At 39.1% G+C, this 20,995-nt stretch carries 17 protein-coding genes and 1 pseudogene; 6 read left to right on the top strand and 12 right to left on the bottom strand.

Annotated features, from left to right (window positions below):
• Positions 1-38: 38 nt before the first annotated feature.
• From ilvD to BM086_RS00100, 8 genes are all read right to left on the bottom strand, one after another.
• Positions 39-1,715 carry a dihydroxy-acid dehydratase gene (gene ilvD / locus BM086_RS00135; RefSeq protein ID WP_092321627.1) on the bottom strand — a complete coding sequence of 559 codons (1,677 nt, stop codon included), beginning with the start codon at positions 1,713-1,715 and terminating at the stop codon, positions 39-41.
• Positions 1,716-1,730: 15 nt separating this feature from the next.
• Positions 1,731-3,419, bottom strand: coding sequence for a glycosyltransferase family 39 protein (locus BM086_RS00130; RefSeq protein WP_141107678.1), 1,689 nt, complete (start codon positions 3,417-3,419; stop codon positions 1,731-1,733).
• The gene (gene leuB, locus BM086_RS00125; protein ID WP_092323444.1) at positions 3,388-4,491 is read right to left on the bottom strand and encodes a 3-isopropylmalate dehydrogenase; all 1,104 of its coding nucleotides are present in this window, start codon (positions 4,489-4,491) and stop codon (positions 3,388-3,390) included. Before leuB ends, BM086_RS00130 begins: the two co-directional genes overlap by 32 nt.
• Before the next feature lie 188 nt (positions 4,492-4,679).
• Positions 4,680-5,039 (bottom strand): preprotein translocase subunit YajC, encoded by a 360-nt coding sequence (gene yajC / locus BM086_RS00120; RefSeq protein ID WP_092321621.1) that lies wholly within the window; start codon positions 5,037-5,039, stop codon positions 4,680-4,682.
• Positions 5,040-5,252: 213 nt separating this feature from the next.
• Entirely contained in the window at positions 5,253-6,434 is a 1,182-nt protein-coding gene (tgt, locus tag BM086_RS00115; protein WP_092321618.1) for a tRNA guanosine(34) transglycosylase Tgt, read from the bottom strand.
• 15 nt (positions 6,435-6,449) lie between these two features.
• Complete coding sequence (locus BM086_RS00110) at positions 6,450-7,571, bottom strand: M15 family metallopeptidase (protein ID WP_175560036.1); 1,122 nt, start codon at positions 7,569-7,571, stop codon at positions 6,450-6,452.
• A gap of 270 nt (positions 7,572-7,841) precedes the next feature.
• Positions 7,842-8,939 (bottom strand): chorismate synthase, encoded by a 1,098-nt coding sequence (aroC, locus tag BM086_RS00105; protein ID WP_092321612.1) that lies wholly within the window; start codon positions 8,937-8,939, stop codon positions 7,842-7,844.
• Positions 8,940-9,090: 151 nt separating this feature from the next.
• On the bottom strand, positions 9,091-10,155 hold the full coding sequence (locus tag BM086_RS00100) for a lactonase family protein (protein WP_092321610.1): 1,065 nt from the start codon (positions 10,153-10,155) through the stop codon (positions 9,091-9,093).
• A gap of 162 nt (positions 10,156-10,317) precedes the next feature.
• Between BM086_RS00100 and BM086_RS00095 the strand changes: the two genes are divergently transcribed.
• From BM086_RS00095 to BM086_RS20690, 4 genes are read left to right on the top strand one after another with little or no spacing between them, the layout of a single operon-like run.
• Positions 10,318-11,391: an ABC transporter ATP-binding protein gene (locus BM086_RS00095; protein ID WP_092321607.1), complete on the top strand. Its 1,074-nt coding sequence runs from the start codon at positions 10,318-10,320 to the stop codon at positions 11,389-11,391.
• 22 nt (positions 11,392-11,413) lie between these two features.
• Complete coding sequence (locus BM086_RS00090) at positions 11,414-12,205, top strand: ABC transporter permease (protein ID WP_092323441.1); 792 nt, start codon at positions 11,414-11,416, stop codon at positions 12,203-12,205.
• Positions 12,202-12,978 (top strand): ABC transporter permease, encoded by a 777-nt coding sequence (locus tag BM086_RS20695; RefSeq protein ID WP_242952097.1) that lies wholly within the window; start codon positions 12,202-12,204, stop codon positions 12,976-12,978. Before BM086_RS00090 ends, BM086_RS20695 begins: the two co-directional genes overlap by 4 nt.
• 16 nt (positions 12,979-12,994) lie before the next feature.
• On the top strand, positions 12,995-14,059 hold the full coding sequence (locus BM086_RS20690; RefSeq protein WP_175560035.1) for an ABC transporter substrate-binding protein: 1,065 nt from the start codon (positions 12,995-12,997) through the stop codon (positions 14,057-14,059).
• Between the two features lie 227 nt (positions 14,060-14,286).
• Here the strand turns inward: BM086_RS20690 and BM086_RS00080 are convergent, their stop codons facing one another.
• Genes BM086_RS00080 through BM086_RS00070 form a run of 3 tightly spaced genes read right to left on the bottom strand, consistent with a single transcriptional unit; the run spans position 14,287 to position 18,136 of the window.
• Positions 14,287-15,741: a glycoside hydrolase family 25 protein gene (locus tag BM086_RS00080; protein WP_092321605.1), complete on the bottom strand. Its 1,455-nt coding sequence runs from the start codon at positions 15,739-15,741 to the stop codon at positions 14,287-14,289.
• Positions 15,742-15,747: 6 nt separating this feature from the next.
• Positions 15,748-16,848 carry a class II aldolase/adducin family protein gene (locus BM086_RS00075; protein ID WP_092321602.1) on the bottom strand — a complete coding sequence of 367 codons (1,101 nt, stop codon included), beginning with the start codon at positions 16,846-16,848 and terminating at the stop codon, positions 15,748-15,750.
• A 43-nt stretch (positions 16,849-16,891) separates the two neighbouring features.
• Complete coding sequence (locus tag BM086_RS00070; protein WP_092321599.1) at positions 16,892-18,136, bottom strand: glutamate-5-semialdehyde dehydrogenase; 1,245 nt, start codon at positions 18,134-18,136, stop codon at positions 16,892-16,894.
• Between the two features lie 231 nt (positions 18,137-18,367).
• On the opposite strand from BM086_RS00070, the gene BM086_RS00065 reads away from it, so the two are divergent.
• Both BM086_RS00065 and trxA read left to right on the top strand, forming a co-directional pair.
• Complete coding sequence (locus BM086_RS00065) at positions 18,368-20,122, top strand: flavocytochrome c (RefSeq protein ID WP_092321596.1); 1,755 nt, start codon at positions 18,368-18,370, stop codon at positions 20,120-20,122.
• A 187-nt stretch (positions 20,123-20,309) separates the two neighbouring features.
• A complete protein-coding gene (gene trxA / locus BM086_RS00060; protein ID WP_092321593.1) occupies positions 20,310-20,627 on the top strand; it encodes a thioredoxin in 318 nt (105 codons plus the stop codon).
• A 113-nt stretch (positions 20,628-20,740) separates the two neighbouring features.
• On the opposite strand, the pseudogene BM086_RS20685 reads toward trxA, so the two are convergent.
• Positions 20,741-20,995, bottom strand: a pseudogene (locus tag BM086_RS20685) (hypothetical protein); the annotation flags it as partial.

The following is a 20,995-nucleotide window of genomic DNA, read 5'->3' as shown; positions in this document are numbered from 1 at the left end:
ACATAAGCGTTTGTAATTCAAAAAGCATTTATTACATTTTAAGCATGTGGCACTTCAAGTATAGCACCTCTGTTTCCGCTGGTAACAAGTTCTCTGTATCTTGACAGATATCCTCCCGTAACCTTAGGCTCTCTTGGCTGCCATTTTTCTTTTCTCTTTGCAAGTTCTTCATCAGAAACTTTAACATTAAGTGAATTATTTGGTATATCAATGCAAATAATATCGCCTTCTTCAATAAGCGCGATCGGTCCACCAACTGCTGCTTCAGGAGAAACATGACCGATAGATGCTCCACGGCTTGCTCCTGAAAATCTGCCATCTGTAATGAGGGCAACAGTTGATCCAAGCCCCATTCCGGCAATAGCAGATGTAGGATTGAGCATTTCTCTCATTCCAGGTCCGCCCTTAGGTCCTTCATATCTGATAACTACAACATCGCCGGCTACAATCTTGCCGCCAAGAATAGCTGAAATGGCATCTTCTTCACAATCAAATACTCTTGCAGGGCCTTCGTGTGTCATCATCTCAGGCGCAACAGCAGACTTTTTAACAATTCCTGTATCTGGCGCAATATTTCCCTTAAGAACAGCAATACCACCAGACTGCATATATGGATTTTCAATAGGTCTTATTACTTCAGGATTTAGATTAGTAACGCCTTCAAGGTTTTCCTTAATTGTCTTTCCTGTAACTGTGATAAGATCTGTGTTTATGAGATTCTTCTTAACAAGTTCACTCATAACCGCAAGTACTCCGCCGGCTTCATTAAGATCTTCCATATAAGTTGGGCCTGCAGGCGCAAGATGACAAAGGTTAGGAGTTTTGGCAGATACTTCATTGGCAATTTCCATATCAAGCTCTACACCTGCTTCATGAGCAATCGCAGGAAGGTGAAGCATGGTATTTGTTGAACAGCCAAGTGCCATATCCATAGCCATGGCATTCATAAATGCCTCTTTTGTCAGAATATCCTTAGGTCTGATATTCTTCTCTATAAGATTCATTACAGCATAACCTGCATGCTTAGCTAGTCTTATTCTTGCAGAATAAACTGCAGGGATTGTTCCATTGCCCGGAAGTCCCATACCAATTGCTTCTGTAAGACAGTTCATGGAATTAGCTGTATACATACCGGAACATGAACCGCAAGTAGGACATGCCTTTTCTTCATATTCGCAGAGCTTCTCATTTGTCATTTTTCCTGCAGAAACACTTCCTACAGCCTCAAACATTGATGAAAGTGATGTCTTGTGGCCATCAACACGTCCTGCCATCATAGGGCCTCCGGAAACGAATACTGTAGGTATGTTAACCCTTGCAGCAGCCATCAAAAGTCCCGGAACATTCTTATCGCAGTTTGGTATGCATACCATACCGTCAAAAGCATGCGCCTTGGCAAGACATTCTGTGCTGTCAGCAATAAGGTCTCTTGTAACAAGAGAATACTTCATGCCAACATGTCCCATAGCTATACCGTCACATACTGCAATAGCAGGAACAACAACAGGCATTCCGCCAGCTTCGGCAACTGCCAGCTTAACAGCTTCCGTAATCTTATCAAGATTCATATGACCGGGTACAATCTCATTATAAGAACTCACAATACCAATAAGTGGTTTTCTTCTTTCTTCTTCAGTAAATCCAAGTGCATTAAACAAACTTCTGTGTGGTGCCTGCTGAAGTCCTTCCATTACTCTGTCGCTATTTTTTGCCATGAATTATTCTCCTCCTTATTTCGTATATAAAATGATAGATTCATTTTCATATTTAATATGCATTGTATCAAGATAATCCCAGTCTATAGTTTCAAATGTTTGAAACCACCTTGGCGAATACTCACCACGATATCCGGGAACTGTCATATTTCTGTCTAAGATAACTATATCAGCACCTGTTACATCTTTCTTGTTACAGTCTATATCAAAACCAAATTTAAGAAGGTACAACTGATCCTCATCAAGAACGCAGGGGTTACTTTTACGGGAAATATCCGCAATGTACATGGTATTAAAGATATCATTTTCTCTTATACCAATCTGCGCATAAAAGTCTTTATTCATCATCCTTGCAAAGAATAATACCATGATAAGGATAACCGGTGTATACACAACCAATCCGTCATACCAGTGTCCGTTTTTTATCACTCTCTCGTTTTCATTATGATAATCGCTGTCTTTTTTACTTATCTTACTGTTATAAACCCTGATCAAAACATTAAGTATCTTTTCTATCGTTGAGCAGACACAAATTGTCATCAAAAACGATCCGTAACCAAAGCCCTTGAGTGGAGGCAGATTATGCGTAACTATAAGAATCAGAAAGATATACAAAAGATTTATGATAACAAGCAGGTTCAAAACAGTTCTGCTGTATTCAAAATGTCTCAGACATTCTGCAACCATGATACAAAGACCGCTCACTATAAATCCCAGAAGTATCAACCACAGCCCAGGTATCATGTAATTTAAAAGTTCTTTTATCCATAAAAAGAACTGGTCCTTAAATAAGTTGACGCTATCCAAAGAAAACTCTCTTTGGGACTTCATGTAGTTCATACCTCTTCTCATGGCAAGCATTGGATTTCGTAACAAAACAGTGAAATCCGTTTCCCCGTAAAACAGAGAACTGCTGTCACTTATCAGTTCCTTTGAACCTATAGTAAGCCATAAAACAGTATAAAGTAAAAATGTAATGATAGCGCAAAAGAAAACCGATGTTAAAACCGCATTAAGTTTGCGCAGGTAAATATTCTCCACATCAGAAGCGTAAACTCTTCTGCTCCTGAAACCGTTTATAAAAAGAAATATTACAGCAGTAAAAGCTGTCGGAATAGCCCAATAAAAACTTATCGGAATCGTATACATTCCATACACCATAAAAATCACGATCAAAACATATTGATAATTTTTATCCTCAACAGCCCGACAGACATCCGTTAAAAGTAAAGCAGTCATCAAAAAGCAAAAAGTGCCAAGCGTATATCCTCTTCCCTGAACGCTGTATTCATTGACCACCTGCATTGAAGCATATAAAACAACTGCTGCAAAGGGCATTGCATGTGTAAAATACTTTTTACAGATATGATAAACAATAACAAGATTTAAAACTGCACATATATATGATACGCCCCTTAAACCCACATATGAATTCCCAAAAAGATTTAAGATTGAAGCCAGTACCGAATATCCAACGTGGTTATTGGCCGACGGCCAGTTCATCGCCGAATACAGCGGCCCCTTTTCTATAAAAAGACAATAGCTTACAAGTTCTTCATGTTGCGGTGTTATTGCAAACATCCGCCACATATAATAAGCAGCCATGCCTATAATAAACAAAGTTGCAGCCATCGTTTCCGGCTCATGGGGCAATATGTCATATACTTTCTTTTCAGTTTTTGCAATCAGTAATTCGTCCCGCAATTAGATCACCCATTTCACTGCACGAAGTATTTTTTAATTCATCACCATGTCCGGAAGACATGAGATCAACAGTTCTATAACCATCTTCAAGAACAAGCTCAACTGCTTTTTCAATGGCATCTGCTTCCTTATCAAGATTGAATGAATATCTGAGCATCATAGCAGCTGATAATATAGTAGCAATAGGATTTGCTATGTTCTGACCTGCAATATCAGGCGCGCTTCCATGACTAGGTTCATAAAGGCCAAAACTTGTATCATTTAAAGATGCACTTGGAAGCATTCCGATTGAACCGGTAATCATGCTCGCTTCATCAGATAAGATATCGCCAAACATATTCTCAGTAAGGACAACATCAAACTGGGAAGGATTTTTAACAAGCTGCATAGCGCAATTGTCAACAAGCATATGTTCAAGGGTTACATCAGGATAATCCTTAGCAACTCCCTCTACAACCTTGCGCCAGAGTCTTGATGAATCCAGGACATTAGCCTTATCTACACTGATAACGCTCTTTCTGCGTTTTCTTGCAACATCAAAAGCTTTAATGGCAATTCGCCTTATTTCGCTTTCTTTATATTCAAGAGTATCGATAGCTACAAGTTCTCCGTCACGTTCAACAGTTTTTCTGTCGCCAAAATATAAACCGCCTGTAAGTTCACGCATAATAAGCATATCGAAGCCCTTGTCACCGGTTGATTCTTTCAAAGGGCAGGCATCTTTAAGAACAGGATAAAGATAAGCAGGTCTTAAATTTGCAAAAAGATTAAGTGATTTACGAAGTTTTAAAAGTCCTGCTTCAGGTCTTAATGATGGTTCTAACTTATACCATGGTGAAGTTGAAGTATTTCCACCAATTGACCCCATTAAAACAGCATCAGCTTCTTTGGCAGCAGCAATTGCTTCATCTGTGAGCGGAACTCCATAAGCATCAATTGAACAGCCACCCATCAAAATATCGTTAAACTCAAATTCATGTCCATAAACAGTTGCTATCTTTTCAAGAACCTTCCTGGCTTCTCTGACAATCTCAGGTCCGATTCCATCTCCGGCAATACATGTAATCTTCATCTTCACAGTGCTTGTCCTCCCTTATTTCACATCATTGTTTTAACGTGCAACAGTGTTGTAATTTATAAAAAAGAATGTCGCATGCGACATTCTCGTGCCGAGCGCGGTTGCATTTAGTACAACACATGACTCTTTCGTAAAAAAGCCCGATTGGACACACCAACCAGGCTTTTAATTGCAATACAATATCACTTCTTTTTAGAATCAGAAGTTTCAGTGTTTGATGCAACTGCATCCTCAGGCTTTTCAACTTCAACAATAGCCTCTTTGTACATAGGGATACGGCAGTTCTTATTGTTACCAAACTCAACAATTACCATGTCATCAGTAATGTCAAGAATTACACCAACAAAACCGCCTGTTGTTCTAACGCTATCTCCTACTGCCAGTGAAGCAAGTGTCTGAGCTTTCTGCTTCTGCTCTTTTCTCTGTGGTCTGATCATCACAAAATAAAGGAAACCAAAAAGAACCACATAAATTGCAATGATTACTAAAGTGTTAGCTGAGGCTGCAGCGCCAGCAGCATCTGTAGTCAAAAATAAACCCATAACATCCTCCAAAAAACTATTTAAATAAAGTATACCAAACAATATTACTAAAATCCCCGATTAAATTCAAGTATACAATCTTGGATTTTTATATATGCAAATAGGCCATATAAAAATCGACTGCGTCGAGGGCCTATTTGCTTATCCATTCATGGTTGCACGAAACACGCAGCAAATGCGTGTTTCTGAAATCACATTTGAGAATACATCAAATTACCCTTTCCTCCAATTGCGGGCGATATTGTAGGAATCCTTGATTTCTGCGCTGTCATACTCCATAAAGCCCTCTAGCTTTTTCTTTTTGTAAGATGCGTACTCGCCCTTTTCAATGGCATCCCTGATTTCTTCCATGAGATGATTATAAAAATACAGATTGTGAAGAACGCAAAGTCTCATTCCCAGCATTTCACCGGACTTTAAGAGATGTCTAATATAAGCCTTGGTATATCTTCTGCAGGCAGGACAATTACAACCACTGTCGATTGGTGTATCATCAAGCTCATATCTGGCATTAAGAAGATTTATATGGCCTTTGCTTGTATAAAGGTGTCCATGTCTTCCATTTCTGCTTGGATATACGCAATCAAAGAAGTCAACACCTCTTTCAACCGCTTCAAGAATGTTTGCAGGTGTCCCGACTCCCATTAGGTATGTTGGTTTATCTTCAGGAAGATACGGCACAACTGTCTCCAGTACGTGATACATCTCCTCATGTGTCTCGCCCACAGCAAGGCCTCCAACAGCATAACCATCAAGGTTCATGTCGCTGATAACCTTTGCATGTTCAATTCTGATATCATCAAAGATTGCTCCCTGATTGATTCCAAAGAGAAGCTGATTTGGATTAACTGTATACTCCAGGCCGTTTAGTCTTCTCATTTCATCCTGGCATCTCTTAAGCCATCTGGTAGTTCTATCCACAGACATCTGAACATATTCATGCTCAGCCTTTGCAGATGGACATTCATCAAAAGCCATGGCAATAGTTGAGCCCAAATGAGACTGAATCCGCATACTTTCCTCAGGTCCCATAAACAGCTTGTGTCCGTCAATATGTGAATGGAAATAAACTCCTTCTTCTTTTATCCTTCGTGTCTTTGCAAGAGAAAAGACCTGAAAACCGCCTGAGTCCGTCAAAATAGGCTTATTGCAAGACATAAATTTATGCAATCCACCCATCCGATAGACAACATCGTCTCCCGGTCTTAAATGCAAATGATAGGTATTTGACAAAACAACCTGTGTGTCAATACCTTCAAGATCCTCTGTAGAAACACCGCCTTTAATAGCAGCAACAGTTGCCACATTCATAAATACAGGTGTCTGAATAGTTCCATGAACAGTGCTAAATTCTGCTCTCTTAGCACTCCCATCCTTTTTCAAAATTTTGTACATAAATACGATCCTTTTTTACTCAACATAAATGCTCCAGAATTCTTCCAGGCAAATATTATTTTGAGCCATAATCGTAGCAGCGTCAACACCTACATATCTAAAATGCCACGGTTCGTATTCAATACTGGTTATTTCCTCTTTCCCAGCTGGATATCTGAGAATAAAACCATATTTATAGCTATTGGCAGAAAGCCATTTTCCGGCAGCAGTATTGGCAAAGCCCTCATCAAGACTGGAATACCCATCTGTAATAATATCAATCGCAAGTCCTATCTGGTGCTCTGATGACCCTGGAACGGTAACCGCCTGCGATGCAAGATTATAAGAATCCATGTAAGACATTCCTGCCTCCATATATCTGTCAATCTTGTTGTTAAACAGCATTGTCTGACGATTTCTATCCCTGTATGGTGAGCATATGATAAGTGATACATTGTCAGAAGCTGCCGCTTTCATCATCTCTAAAAGAGGCTGTATTATTCTCTCGTCACAGCGCATTGTTCCACTGATAGTACCAAGTGGGAACTGATAGTTATCAGGAAAAGGATGCTGCTTGTTAACCAGGATTATCTTCCAGTCATCGCTGCTAAAAATAACATCATCACTTTTTGTAAGTAGATCATCATCCTGAGCCTTTGTATCATCCTCAGAAACCTCTGCAATACTTTCTGATTCAAGGATATCATCCAGAGAAACCTGTTTTTCAGGGTTCATATGATCAGCTTCTGAAACATCCGGATTTGTACTCTCCGAAGCTTCTTCCAAAACTTTCATGTCCACATCTTTTTGGTCTGCAAACTCCGCATCTGACTGCGCAACCTCAGCATTTGATATTTCATCAGAACTAACACTGTTAGTAGTCTCAACACTTATATCAGAAGCAAAACTGATATTTAATGAAGACGATGGAAAAGAAAAACTACTACTGAAAACAAAAAATAATATCAGGCACGCAAGTGCTGTGAATCTCTTAGTATTCCTATAAAAGTAGAATAAAAAGTTATAAGTAACAATAGCTGTTACAGCATAAGCAATTCCCAGAAAAGTTAGTTTCTTATGCTTTCTATTAAATTTTTCAACCCTTGAAATAATTTTTTCTTTATAGGTTATCTTCTTTTGCAAATTGCCAGCATTCATTACAGAAAATCCCCTCAAATTCTGCATCATTGCGATAAAATAAAATTACAAAATAAATTATATAACGTTTTCACAAAAAATTCACCTTTTATTTCTTGCAGTGTTCGTTTTATACGCATATGTATGCCATATCGATATGTTATATCGTATATGTAGTACGCAATATTATTGTTAAAAACATATCCCTCATTAGCCTATATCAATGAATTCTTACCAAAATAAAAAGCTTTAAATCACGTATAAGATACGTAACTTAAAGCTAAATATAAATTATTTATAAAATTCCATAATATCGTCAACTCTTGAATGCATATTGGAGAGCATAAGGTCAAGAATGGTAATCGCGCACATAGCCTCCACCACAACAACAGCTCGTGGAACAACCACAGGGTCATGCCGCCCCTTAATATTTATTTCTATATTATCGCCGCTTTTATTAACTGTATTCTGACTCTGGCTGATACTTGGTGTTGGTTTAACATATGCTCTGATAATAATATCACTTCCATCTGACATACCACCAAGAATTCCGCCGGAATGATTTGTTTTCTTTGCCACTTTGCCATCGACCATCTCAAACTGGTCATTATTTTCAGAGCCATAAGCGTATGCAGCCTTAGTACCATCACCGATCTCAACAGCCTTCACAGCGCCAATACTCATGATTGCCTTGGAAAGTTCAGCATCAAGCTTGTCAAATACCGGTTCACCTATTCCGGCAGGTACTCCATGAATTCTACATTCAATTACTCCACCAAGTGAATCGCATTTTTCTCTTGCGTCAAGAATTAGTTCCATCGCCTTTTTATCAGCTTCTACATCAGGCATGCAGGTGGGAGTATTTAAAATAGCACTTTGGTCAAACTTGGAATAATCAATCTCCACATCACCAATCGACCTGGTATATGCCATCACTTCAATTCCCATCTGGCCAAGCAGCTTTGCGCAAATAGCGCCGGTTCCTACTCTGCCAATGGTCTCGCGTCCGGAAGACCTTCCACCGCCTCTGTAATCCCTAAATCCATATTTTTGATCAAAACAAAAATCTGCATGTCCGGGTCTGTAGTAACTTGCAATATCACTATAATCAGATGACTTCTGATCCGTATTTCTGACCAATAATGCTATCGGTGTTCCGGTAGTTCGTCCCTCAAAAACCCCTGATAATATCTCTACTTCGTCATTTTCCTTCCTCGCAGTAGTTGCCTTGGAGGTTCCAGGCTTTCTTCTGTCAAGGTACTTTTGAATATCTGCTTCGTAAAGTTCCATTCCCGCAGGGAATCCGTCTATAACAGCTCCAAGAGCCTTGCCATGGGATTCACCAAAAGTTGAAACCCTAATATTTTTACCAAAAATCGATCCTGCCATATTACCTCTTTTCTTATTCGCTTGCCGTTTTGTTTATCAAAACAGAGTTTTGCATTCATGCAACATATTACAATCGCACGAGTGCGCATCCATAGCGGAGCGCTTTTTGATGGAATAGGTATTTTCTATTCCATCAAAAAACTTGAGGGTATTAACCCTCAAGTTTATGAAATACAATACAGTTAGGTCTTGAAATAGGCATCTCAGGCCCATTCATTACCATTGTTCCCTTGTCCATATCCACATTGAAGAATGTCATTGTGTCTGACTCATGGTTAAGGGATACCAAATGCTTATTATCAGGGAAAAGAGCTGCATCCTTAGGATATTCACCTGCAACAGGAAGGCAGATCTTTCTTGTCAAAAGTCCGGTCTCCTTATCAACCTTATATACAAGAACATTGTTCTCACCTGCAGTTGAGCTGACAAGATAATTGTAATCCTCAGAGAAAGTAAGTGCACTGCTTGCCACACCAAGAGTATCAGATTCTTCAGAATTAGAAACTGACTGGATCTTGTTGAACTCAGGGTCACCATTTTCCTCAGTGTAAGCATAAACATCTATGCCGCACTTCTGTTCAAGACAAACATAGAGGAATCTTCCGTCCTTAGAGAACTGCATATGTCTTGGTGATGATTCCTGATCACAATGAATGACATCGCATTCCTTGATTTTGCCTGTCGCATGATCAAGAGCATAAACATTAACTCTGTCCATACCAAGATCTGCAGCAAGAAGATATTTATTATCCTTAGAAACCTTGATACACTGAACATGAGGCACATGATTTCGGCCGGCTGCTGTACCAAGTCCCTTATGAAATCTCTCATCGCAAATCTCGCCGATGCTACCATCCTCATCGAGTTTAAGAATAGTAACCTTTCCATCATGATAGCCTGCTGTCAAAAGGTAGTTATCCTTCTGATCCATGTTAAGATAACATCCACGCATACCATTAATAGAAGCTTCATTCAAAAACTCAAGACTTCCGTCAGGAAGAATATGATAAGCTTCCACACCTGCATCAGTAATAGAATACAGTGTCTTTTTATTATGAGAAATACCAATATAAGAAGAGTTTGTGATCTCAACCTTCTGTTTCTCAGTAAGTCTGCCGTTTTCAAGATCTACATCATAAATTCTGATTCCATACTTAGTACCCAATCCGGAAGTGTAGCTGGATACATAAGCTACATATTTATCTTTTTCAGCCATTAGTGCATTGCCTCCTTGAAGTAACCTTATGATTCCCATTTTATCACAATAGTTTAGCAAATAAAACTTCAAAATGTATGAAAAAAGTAATTGACACTACATATATCTCAATTAAAATAAAATAGATTGTAAAAAATTTATAAAATTTTTGGGAGGATTGACATGGGAAAAGACTTGATCACTCTTGAACACATTTCTAAATCCTATGATGGACAACTTATACTGGATGATCTGAACCTTTCTATATATGAGAATTCTTTTGTTACGCTGCTTGGTCCAAGTGGCTGTGGCAAGACTACAACACTTAGAATAATTGGCGGCTTTGAGATGCCCGATCAGGGAAGAGTCATCTTTCACGGCCAGGATATAACTAAACTTTCTCCAAATAAAAGACAACTTAACACCGTTTTCCAAAAATATGCACTTTTCACCCATATGACAATTGCGGAAAATATTGCTTTTGGACTTAAAATCAAGAATAAATCCGCAAGTTATATTAAGGACAAAGTAAAATATGCATTAAAACTTGTAAATCTTGAAGGTTTTGAGAATCGTATGCCCGATTCACTCTCAGGCGGTCAGCAGCAGAGAATCGCCATTGCAAGAGCGATTGTAAATGAACCTAAAGTTCTTTTGCTGGATGAGCCCCTTGGCGCCCTTGACCTCAAAATGCGCCAAGATATGCAGTATGAGCTTAAAAGACTTAAAGAAGAACTTGGAATCACCTTCATTTTTGTAACCCACGATCAGGAAGAAGCACTTACCATGTCTGACCACATAGTTGTTATGAACCAGGGCTATATTCAGCAGGAAGGTTCTCCCGAGAAAATATATAACGAGCCTGAAAATGCCTTTGTTGCCGATTTTATTGGAGATAGTAACATCATCCGTTCAACAATGATACGCGATGAACTTGTTGAAATACTGGGTGCAAAATTTGCCTGCGTTGATAAGGGATTTGGCGAAAACAAACCGGTAGACGTAGTAATAAGACCAGAAGATGTTGAGCTTGTCGCTCCAGAAAATGGCACTATTAAGGGCATTGTAACAGACCTTACATTTAAAGGTGTTCATTATGAAATGGATGTACAGGCAAACGGCTACGAATGGCTTGTTCACTCCACCAAACTGTCACCTGTCGGAAGCAAAGTAGGCATTAAGGTCGATCCATTTAACATCCAGATAATGAACGTACCTGCTTCTATGGATGAGGAGGCAATAAGTGAAACTGTTTAAATCAAATAAAAGCGCCGGACTCATGGCCTCGCCATATATCGCCTGGGCATTAATATTTATTGTAATTCCGCTTTGCATGGTCATATATTATGGAATAACTTCCGCTGATGGGAACTTAACAATAGAAAATATAGCTACTATATTTAAGCCGGGATTTTTTAAAGCGTTAAAACGTTCTGTTTTCCTGGCTCTGATCAGTACGTTTGTATGCTTCATCTTATCCTATCCGCTTGGAATGATACTTTCATCCATGAAGCTTAAGAAAAATGCATATATTGTTACACTCTTTATTCTCCCCATGTGGATGAATTTTCTTTTGCGAACACTTACGTGGATGACTCTGCTTGAGAAAAAGGGTGTGATAAACACCATTTTTGAATTCATGCATCTGCCAACCATAAGTATCATAAATACACAGGGAGCCATTGTACTTGGCATGGTCTACAACTTCCTTCCATTTATGATACTGCCTATATACAATTCATTAAACAGAATTGATGAGAATGTTATAAACGCAGCAAGAGACCTTGGAGCTGATTCTCTTCAGACTTTTTGGCGAATCACTCTCCCATTATCCATGCCAGGAATATTAAGTGGCATTACCATGGTATTTATCCCTGCGCTTACAACCTTTGCAATATCCTCAATGCTCGGTGGCTCAAAGATTCTTCTTATAGGAAATGTTATCGAACAGGAATTTACCCAGCTCTATGACTGGCACCTGGGAAGCGGTCTTTCAATCGTTCTTATGATATTTATTTTTATAAACATGATAATTGAAAATCTGGCAGATAAAGGAGGCGTAAACAAGTGAAAAAAATCCTCGAAAGAATCTACCTGGCTATAATCCTGATTTTCATGTATGCGCCGATTTTTACGCTTATAGTCCTTTCTTTTAACTCAAGTAAATCCCGTGCCAAATGGGGCGGATTTACTTTAAAATGGTACACCCAGCTTTTATCCGATGAAGCTGTTGCAAGCGCTCTTTTCAACACTTTAGCAATAGCAATACTCTCTACAATCTTCGCAACCATCATCGGAACTTTTACATGCATAGCAATGATCGGTCTTTCTGCAAAGGTCAGATCAATTCTCATGGGAATTACAAATATCCCAATGATAAATGCGGATATTGTAACAGGTATTTCTCTGATGTTGTTATTTAGGTTTTTGCATATCGGAAGTGGTTTTGGCACAATCCTCCTTGCGCATATTACATTCAATATTCCGTTTGTAATGTTAAGCGTAATGCCTCGTGTCAAAAATATAAACTTCTATGTCTACGAAGCAGCCCTTGACCTAGGCGCATCAAGATCCTATGCATTTTTTAAGACTATTTTGCCAGACATTGTGCCAGGCATTGTTTCCGGAGCACTTATGGCTTTTACCATGTCTCTTGATGATTTCATAATTACTTACTTCACCAAAGGATCCGGATTTGAGACACTTTCAACACTCATATACAATGAGGTAAAAAGAGGCATTCAGCCTGAGATTTACGCTCTTTCAGCGATTATTTTTATTGTTGTCCTTGCTCTTTTGTTTATATCCTACAGAGCTCCTATGAGCAAAGCAAAAGACAATTAAAACTATGGAGAATAAAATGAAAAAGAAATTATTGTCTACTATTCTGACATGTACAATAATTGCTGCTTCTCTTTGCGCATGTGGCAGTGAAGATAAAAGCAGCAACGGAAAGCTCTATGTTTATAACTGGGGCGAGTACATTGATGAAGATGTGATCACTCAATTTGAGGAAGAAACCGGAATTGATGTAATTTACGATATGTTCGAGACAAATGAGATTATGTTTGCCAAGCTCGCTCAGGATACATCAGCCTATGATGTAGTGTGCCCATCCGACTATATGGTTCAGAAGCTCATCGAAAATGATATGCTACAGGAATTAGATAAGAGCCATATTCCAAATTCGAAAAACATTGGTGAACAGTACTACATTCAGGCAAGTGATTTCGATCCAGGTAATAAATACTCAGTACCCTATTGTTGGGGAACTGTAGGAATTCTTTACAACAAAACCATGATAAATGAGCCTGTAGACAGTTGGGATATCCTTTGGGATGAAAAATATAAAGATCAGATTCTCATGCAGGATTCTGTCAGAGATTCAATGATGGTTGCACTACTAAAAAATGGCTATTCATTAAACTCTACTAATCCTGATGAAATAGAGATTGCAACACAAGATCTAATAAAGCAAAAGCCTCTTGTGCAGGCCTATGTAGTTGACCAGGTCAGAGACAAAATGATTGGCGGTGAAGCTGCTCTTGGCGTCATTTATTCAGGTGAAGCCATCTATACAGCCAGAGAAAATCCTGACCTTGAGTACATAGTTCCCAAAGAAGGCACCAACGTTTGGATTGATTCCTGGGCTATCACAAAGGGCTCTAAAAATGTTGAAAATGCTGAAAAGTGGATTGATTTCATGTGCCGAGGCGATATCGCTCTTAAAAACTTTGAATATATCACCTATTCAACACCAAATGATGTAGCAAAAGAAAATATCGAAGATGAGGATATCAAAAATTCAAAAGTTGCATTTCCTGATCTGTCGACCATGAATACTGAAGCTTATAAATATCTTGGCACTGAAACAGACAGATTATATAACAACGCCTGGATGGAAGTTAAATCCGCAGATTACTGATTTTATAAATTAAATATCCACTGACGTTATAAAGAATTTAAGACGTAACATAAATTGAAATTACAAATAAATTGATCAAAATATGTTTTAGACAACACATTAGTTATATTTTTATCATAAGAAAAGACAGTTATAGATATTGATATTTCAAAAATCTATAACTGTCCTTTTTATTGCCATATAATTGCAGTTGATAGGGAGTTGTTCATCTCTGTCATCTTCATTTTTTATTTCAAGACATTCATATCAACATGACCGCTAATACCTGCAACGCTTCCCTTGGAAGTGTACTGCCACATATCATATCTTGTAGCAGTATAGGTTGGAATATCCTGATATTGAGCAAGCCAGATCTTGTAATCGGTAAATGCTGCTGTATTTATCTTCCCTTCAAACCAAAGCTTATTTGAATAAATACCTGCTGTATATCCGGCATTTCTGATAGTAGTTAAAAATGCATTGCATACACTGCTTCGCTCTTCCTTACTAAGAGCATCTCCGCGTCCATTACTCTTTTCAACGTCAAGATATACCGGCATCTGAAGACTGTAGCCGGAAATAAGCTGAAGCACCATAGATGCTTCTTCGACAGCCTCCACTTCGTTTACAGCCTGTGAAAAGAAATAAACTCCCGTACTGATTCCTGCACTCTGCGCTCCACTCATGTTTGCATAATACAGTGGATCAATTACAAGTGCCCCTGAACTTGAACCTCTATATCCACATCTGATAATCGCATAATTTATACCTGAGTTCTTAACAGCTGCCCAGTCAATATTTCCATTGTGTTTGGATACATCGATTCCCTTTTGTCCTGAATGAGCTTCAGCATATTGCGCATTTGAAACAGTTTCTGCTGGAGTCGGCGCAGTCACAGTGCCTGTGCTTGCCCCTGCTGTAGCTGCTTTTTTTGATGCTTCTTCTGCGGCAGACTCAGCTTCTATCTCAGCAAGAAGAAGCTCATCCTCATCAGTCAGCTCATCAAATATTTCTTCTTTTTTCTCTTCTGGTTCTGAAGGCGTTTCAGTTATAGCTGACATATCTGTTGTTTCATCAACATCCTGTACCTTTGTATCTTCCTGCGCTACATTTATCTGCGATTCATCCTTGATTTCATCCGTCACATCAACCTTGGCATATTCAATTGCATCAGAAACTGTAATTGTAGCTGAAGACAACGAGTGGTAATTCTTGTTTCCGGAAGAAACATCAGATAAGAAAACCGTATAATCCCCGGCTTCTATGTAGGGAATATATATAATTCCGTCCATATCTAAGTCGCTATAATTAACTGTTTTACCATTACCTGTAATAGTAACTTCAAAATTCACACTCGCAATAAGCTTTTCAGTACTACTGTTTGTTATCTTAACCTTAAGATCATTTTGAATAGACCTAAGCGCAACCTTTACAGAAACATCTTCCATCTGAACATTCTGTGCAGTTTCAGCAGATGAAGTTTCTTCTGTTATTCCGTGTTCCTCACGCAGATCATCTCCATCGATGATTCCCATATTTAATGCATCAAGACTTGATACTGTCTCAAAAATCGAGCTTTCCTGCGCCTCAGCTTTTTGATCAGCTTCATCATCCTGATTAGCATTTTTAAACAAAAACCCTACCGGAATTATAACCAGTAGGGCAACAATTACAGCTAATAAACCTAACAAAACTTTTTTCATTTCAAACTACCTTTTTAAATCTGCAAGCTTAGAATAGGACTTCCTATAATGCCTGTTCATTTTAATGCTCTCCCAAAGTGAAAGATAATGTCCTTCTCCATTTCGCATTACAGAAATATAAGCAATACATCCCTTATCAAGCACTATGGCAACAGCCATAGCATCATCATATGTACTCCCCACACAATATGCCCCGTCATTTAAGGAAAATACTGCATTAACATTTTTCTTGATATTATGAAAACTAAGGCCATCCTTGCCATGCTCATTGCTTGGAATCTTGACACTGTATCCAATAAGCTGCGCAAAATCATCAAGCAGTGGTCTCATGTGGCTTGCACGCCTCGAAACAGTCATGACCGCTTCAGATTTATTATGGATTATATATCTTACATCAGGTCTTCTTCTGTAAATCTCTCTATGTATTTCTTTTACCCTGGCAGGAGTATCGGGAATATCATAAACAATCTCACCGTTTTCAAGATGGCTGCTGAACCCTTCCTCAACACCATGATTCATATCTGTTTTGCATACATCGGCCAAGAAGTTATGACACGCAACTTCCATTTTCTCAGCTTCAAAAACTGCCGCCTTGGCACTTTCTCCCATGCAGACAGTTCCATGATTTGCCATGATTATTCCATTTGAATCCGGAAATTTGGTAAGTGCAAGTCCTACATTTTCAGCAAGCTTTGCTGTTCCCGGAAGCGCATAAGCAGCCACCGGAATGACAATATCCTCATCATCAAAATATGTATGAATTTTCTTAAGTCCAAGAGTTCCAGCACAGGAAGCATAAACCTGATGAGTATGCACTATAAAATCAGCATCTTTGCGAATCCTATAACACTCAGCGTGAACTGCCTTCTCACTTGAAGGCACAATATCACCCTCATATGACAGATCATTGATATTTACCTTTACTATCATTTCAGGTGTAAGGTCTTCATACTTAATGCCACTTGGCGTTATCAAAAAATAATTCTCATCAATTCTCTGGCTGAGATTCCCCCATGTTCTGACAAGAAGACCCACGTCCTGTAAAACTCTTGATACCTCTATTATCTTCTTTTTTGCCAAAAGAAGTTCCTTCTCATCTGTTATCATTGTAGTATCCAAAAACCTTTGTATTATTTTATATTTGTATAGCTTAGCTTCTTATCTGTCCGTTGCCCTCAATGACATATTTATAAGAAGTAAGCTCTCTAAGTCCCATCGGACCTCTTGCGTGAAGCTTCTGAGTACTGATACCTATCTCCGCGCCAAACCCAAATTCGAAGCCATCTGTGAACCTTGTAGATGCGTTTACATAAACACATGCAGCGTCAACACCTGCCAGGAACTTGTCCGCAGCCTCTTTATTCTCAGTAATAATAGACTCAGAGTGACCTGTATTGTATATATTGATATGCTCTATAGCCTCATCCACACTCTTTACTGTCTTAACTGAGATTATGTAATCAAGATATTCTTTTCCAAAATCCTCAGGTTCTGCAGCCTTGGCATCCGGAATAAACTCTCGTGCTTCTTCATCGGCACGAACCTCGACCGAATGACTTCTCATAGCATCAGCAAAAAGAGGAAGAAATTTCTCTTTAATATCTTCATGTACAACCAGCGACTCAGCCGCATTGCAGACACCAATTCTCTGCGTTTTGGCATTTATTATGATTGGAATAGCCTTGTTAAGATCAGCATCCTTGTCAACATAGATATGACAATTTCCTGTTCCCGTCTCAATAACAGGAATTGTAGAATTCTCAACCACAGCGCTAATAAGCCTTGCGCTTCCTCTTGGAATAAGCACATCCACGTACTCTTTCATGGTCATAAACTTCGTAGTTACGCTTCTATCCGTATCCTCAATAAGCTGAACTGCATCAGGATCTATGCCCTGAGAAGAAAGTGCATCACGTAGCACATTTGTGATTGAAATATTACTAAAGATTGCATCACTGCCACCTTTTAGAATAACTGCATTACCTGATTTAAAAGTAAGTGCAAACGCATCAGCAGTAACATTTGGCCTTGATTCATAGATAATTCCCACAACGCCAAACGGAACTCTGACTTTTCTTATAAAAATACCATTCGGCCTTTCAAAATGTTCTATTTCCTGTCCTATCGGGTCCTCAAGTTCTGCAACCTGCCTGAGACCTTCTGCCATGGCATTTATTCTCTTTTCATCAAGACGGAGTCTGTCCAGCATCCCCTGATGCATTCCGTTTTGCTGCCCATTAGCATAATCCTTGTCATTAGCAGCAATTATTTCCTGCGACCTCTCTATAAGACTGTCGGCAGCAGCTATCAAGGCTCTGTTCTTATCTTTGGTGCTTAACTTCTGAATCCGGTACTTAACTGCTTTAGCTCTTTTGCAAATCTCAATCAGTTCCATAGCTCCTCCATATGCTGCCACTCATCACAGGCAGCCTCAACTACTTCCATGCCCGCAACAACATAGATTATAACATCATTTGGACTAATTTATTAAAAAAATATTAGATTATATGGCAAAAAATGTAGTATTGATATTTTTGTGTTAAAATATAAACGTCATAAAGTATATTTTAGGATTAATTCTTTTTACAATTTCATATTCTATCAATCTTGTTGAAAGGAGCCATCCATGAATGATCTGAAGAAAAGAATAATTTCCTGTGTTCTGTGTGTTTTACTGGTGCTTTTATGCATCTGGGGAAGCACATATGTTGTTCAGCACGAAGGACACATGTACGAAGGTAATGCCAAGGGCTTTGGCGGAAATATTGCCGTATCCGTATATGTCGAAGGTGATACTATCACCGACATTACCTATCAGACAGAGAACGAAACTCCATCTGTCGGAATTCAGGCTATCCGAGTTCTTAAGACCAAAATCCTGAAAACCCAGAATACAAAGATAGATGCCATCTCCGGCGCAACCTATACTTCAAGAGGCTTTCTTGAAGCAGTTGACATGGCTCTTGCTCAGGCAGGAATTGTTGCTGACGGCTCTAATAAAGGAAACTTTGTGGCTGAAGACGTTGAAGAAACAGCTGATGTTGTAGTAGTTGGCGGCGGCGGTGCCGGAATGACTGCAGCTATCACTGCTGCTGAAAATGGTAAAAAAGTCATCTTGCTTGAAAAGAACTTTATTCTTGGCGGAAATACAAGTATAGCAAGTTCCGGCATGAATGCTGCAGAAACACATTATCAGGCTGAACAGGGAATTGAAGATACTGTAGATTCTTTTGTTGAAGATACAATGAAAGGCGGAAAAGAATTAAATGACAGAGACCTTGTTCGAACTCTGGCAGAAAACTCCGCTTCTGCAATCGACTGGCTCGATAGACAAAATGCTCCTTTAAACGGTCCTATAGGAAGATCCGGCGGACAGACCAATAAGAGAACCCACAGACCTGTCGATGCAGAAGGTAACGTTACATCAGTTGGTAACTATCTGGTTACTGCATTATCAGGACGTCTTGATGAGCTTGGAATAGAAGTCATCCTTGGCGCAACAGTTAATAAGATCATCATGGAAAATGGCAAGGCAACAGGCGTTACTGCCCTTGGCGATGACGGTAACAATATTACAATTCATGCAAATGGTGTTGTTGTAGCTACCGGCGGTTTTGGCGGAAACATGGATAAAGTCGTTGAACTTCGTCCTGATCTTGCAGGCTATATTTCAACTAACGTCCCAACTGCTACCGGTGATGCTATAGATTTCCTTACAGAAGTCAATGCCGACTTTGTAGATATGGAACAGATTCAGCTCCATCCTACTGTAATACCAAGTGATGGTACCCTTGTAGGCGAAGCAGTTCGAGGCGATGGCGCAATTCTTGTAAACAGAGAAGGTAAAAGATTCACATCTGAAACAAGCACAAGAGATGCTGTTTCTGCTGCTGAAATAGCTCAGACCGGCGGAAATGTATGGCTCATAGCAAACGAATATATGCATGAAAACTCTGCTGTAATCCAAAAGCTTGATAAGGGTGGTTATCTTATTAAGGCAGATACACTCAAAGACCTTGCAAAGGCTATGGACTTTGACGATGCAGCTACAGCAGCATTTGAAGAAACTGTTGCAAACTGGGTTTCCTACGTAGCAAACGGCGAAGATAAAGAATTTGGCAGAGATATCGGTGTTCTTACTGATCTCTCCGAAGGACCATATTATGCAGTTAATGTAGGCCCAGGTATCCATCACTGTATGGGCGGCGTAAAAATAAATACCGAAGCTCAGGTAATATCAAAAGATGGTACTCCTATCCCAGGTCTTTTCGCTTGCGGTGAAGTAACAGGTGGCGTCCACGGCGGAAACAGACTTGGTGGAAACGCCATTGCTGATATCGTAGTATTCGGTAGAATCGCCGGAGAAAATGCTTCAAAATAAAGAGGCTATTCAATACATTACTTAGAGATAAACTGCCGCACCGGTCAATGCCGGTGCGGTTTTCTTATTTATAACCAATCGCAGATATACAAAAATTTGCATTTTACACAATTTAGTTGTTGACAAATTTTATATTGTGTGCAATTATATTTTCAACAAATCAAATTAAGATTGGAGGACAAATACTATGGAATATAGATTTACAAAAGATAATTTCGAAAATGAGGTATTGAACAGTGACATTCCTGTTCTTGTTGATTTCTATGCAGACTGGTGCGGACCATGCAAAATGATGATGCCCGTAATTGAAAAACTCGCAGAAATCTATGATGGAAAAGTGAAGGTTGGAAAGGTTAATTCCGATGAAGAAGCAGACCTTGCCGCTAAATACAACATCATGTCTATCCCGAGCTTCCTTATCATCAAAAACGGTAAAGTTGTAGACACTGAAATGGGCGTAATGCCAATCGAAAAGCTTGCTCAGAAATTAGATTCAGTTCTGTAAGACATTTTATGGCTGCCAATTTGCTCTAACTTGGCAGCCATAATACATATCAAATATCACAACATCTGCCTATAAGCGATGCTGTTTTTCTTCTATAAGAAAATATACTGATATCAATCCTGTTTTATGCTATTCTTAATATCAATAACCTCATCTATAGAATATCCACAAAGATCTTCTATCTCCTCCGGCGTTCTTCCTTTCCGAAGCATAGATTCTATAACTCGATGTTTTTCATTAATAACTCCATCAGAGTACGCTTCCTCTTTCAACACCTTCATATGCCCTGCCTGATTATATTCATATAAGCTATACATGGTAACTGCCTTCCTTTCACGCTCCAGGAAATCCTTCAATACATCATGGGA

It is taken from the genome of Butyrivibrio sp. YAB3001, assembly GCF_900112195.1.
Lineage (GTDB): Bacteria > Bacillota > Clostridia > Lachnospirales > Lachnospiraceae > Butyrivibrio.
Note: the sequence above shows the minus strand (reverse complement) of the source record. Positions and strands in the feature narration are given on the sequence as shown.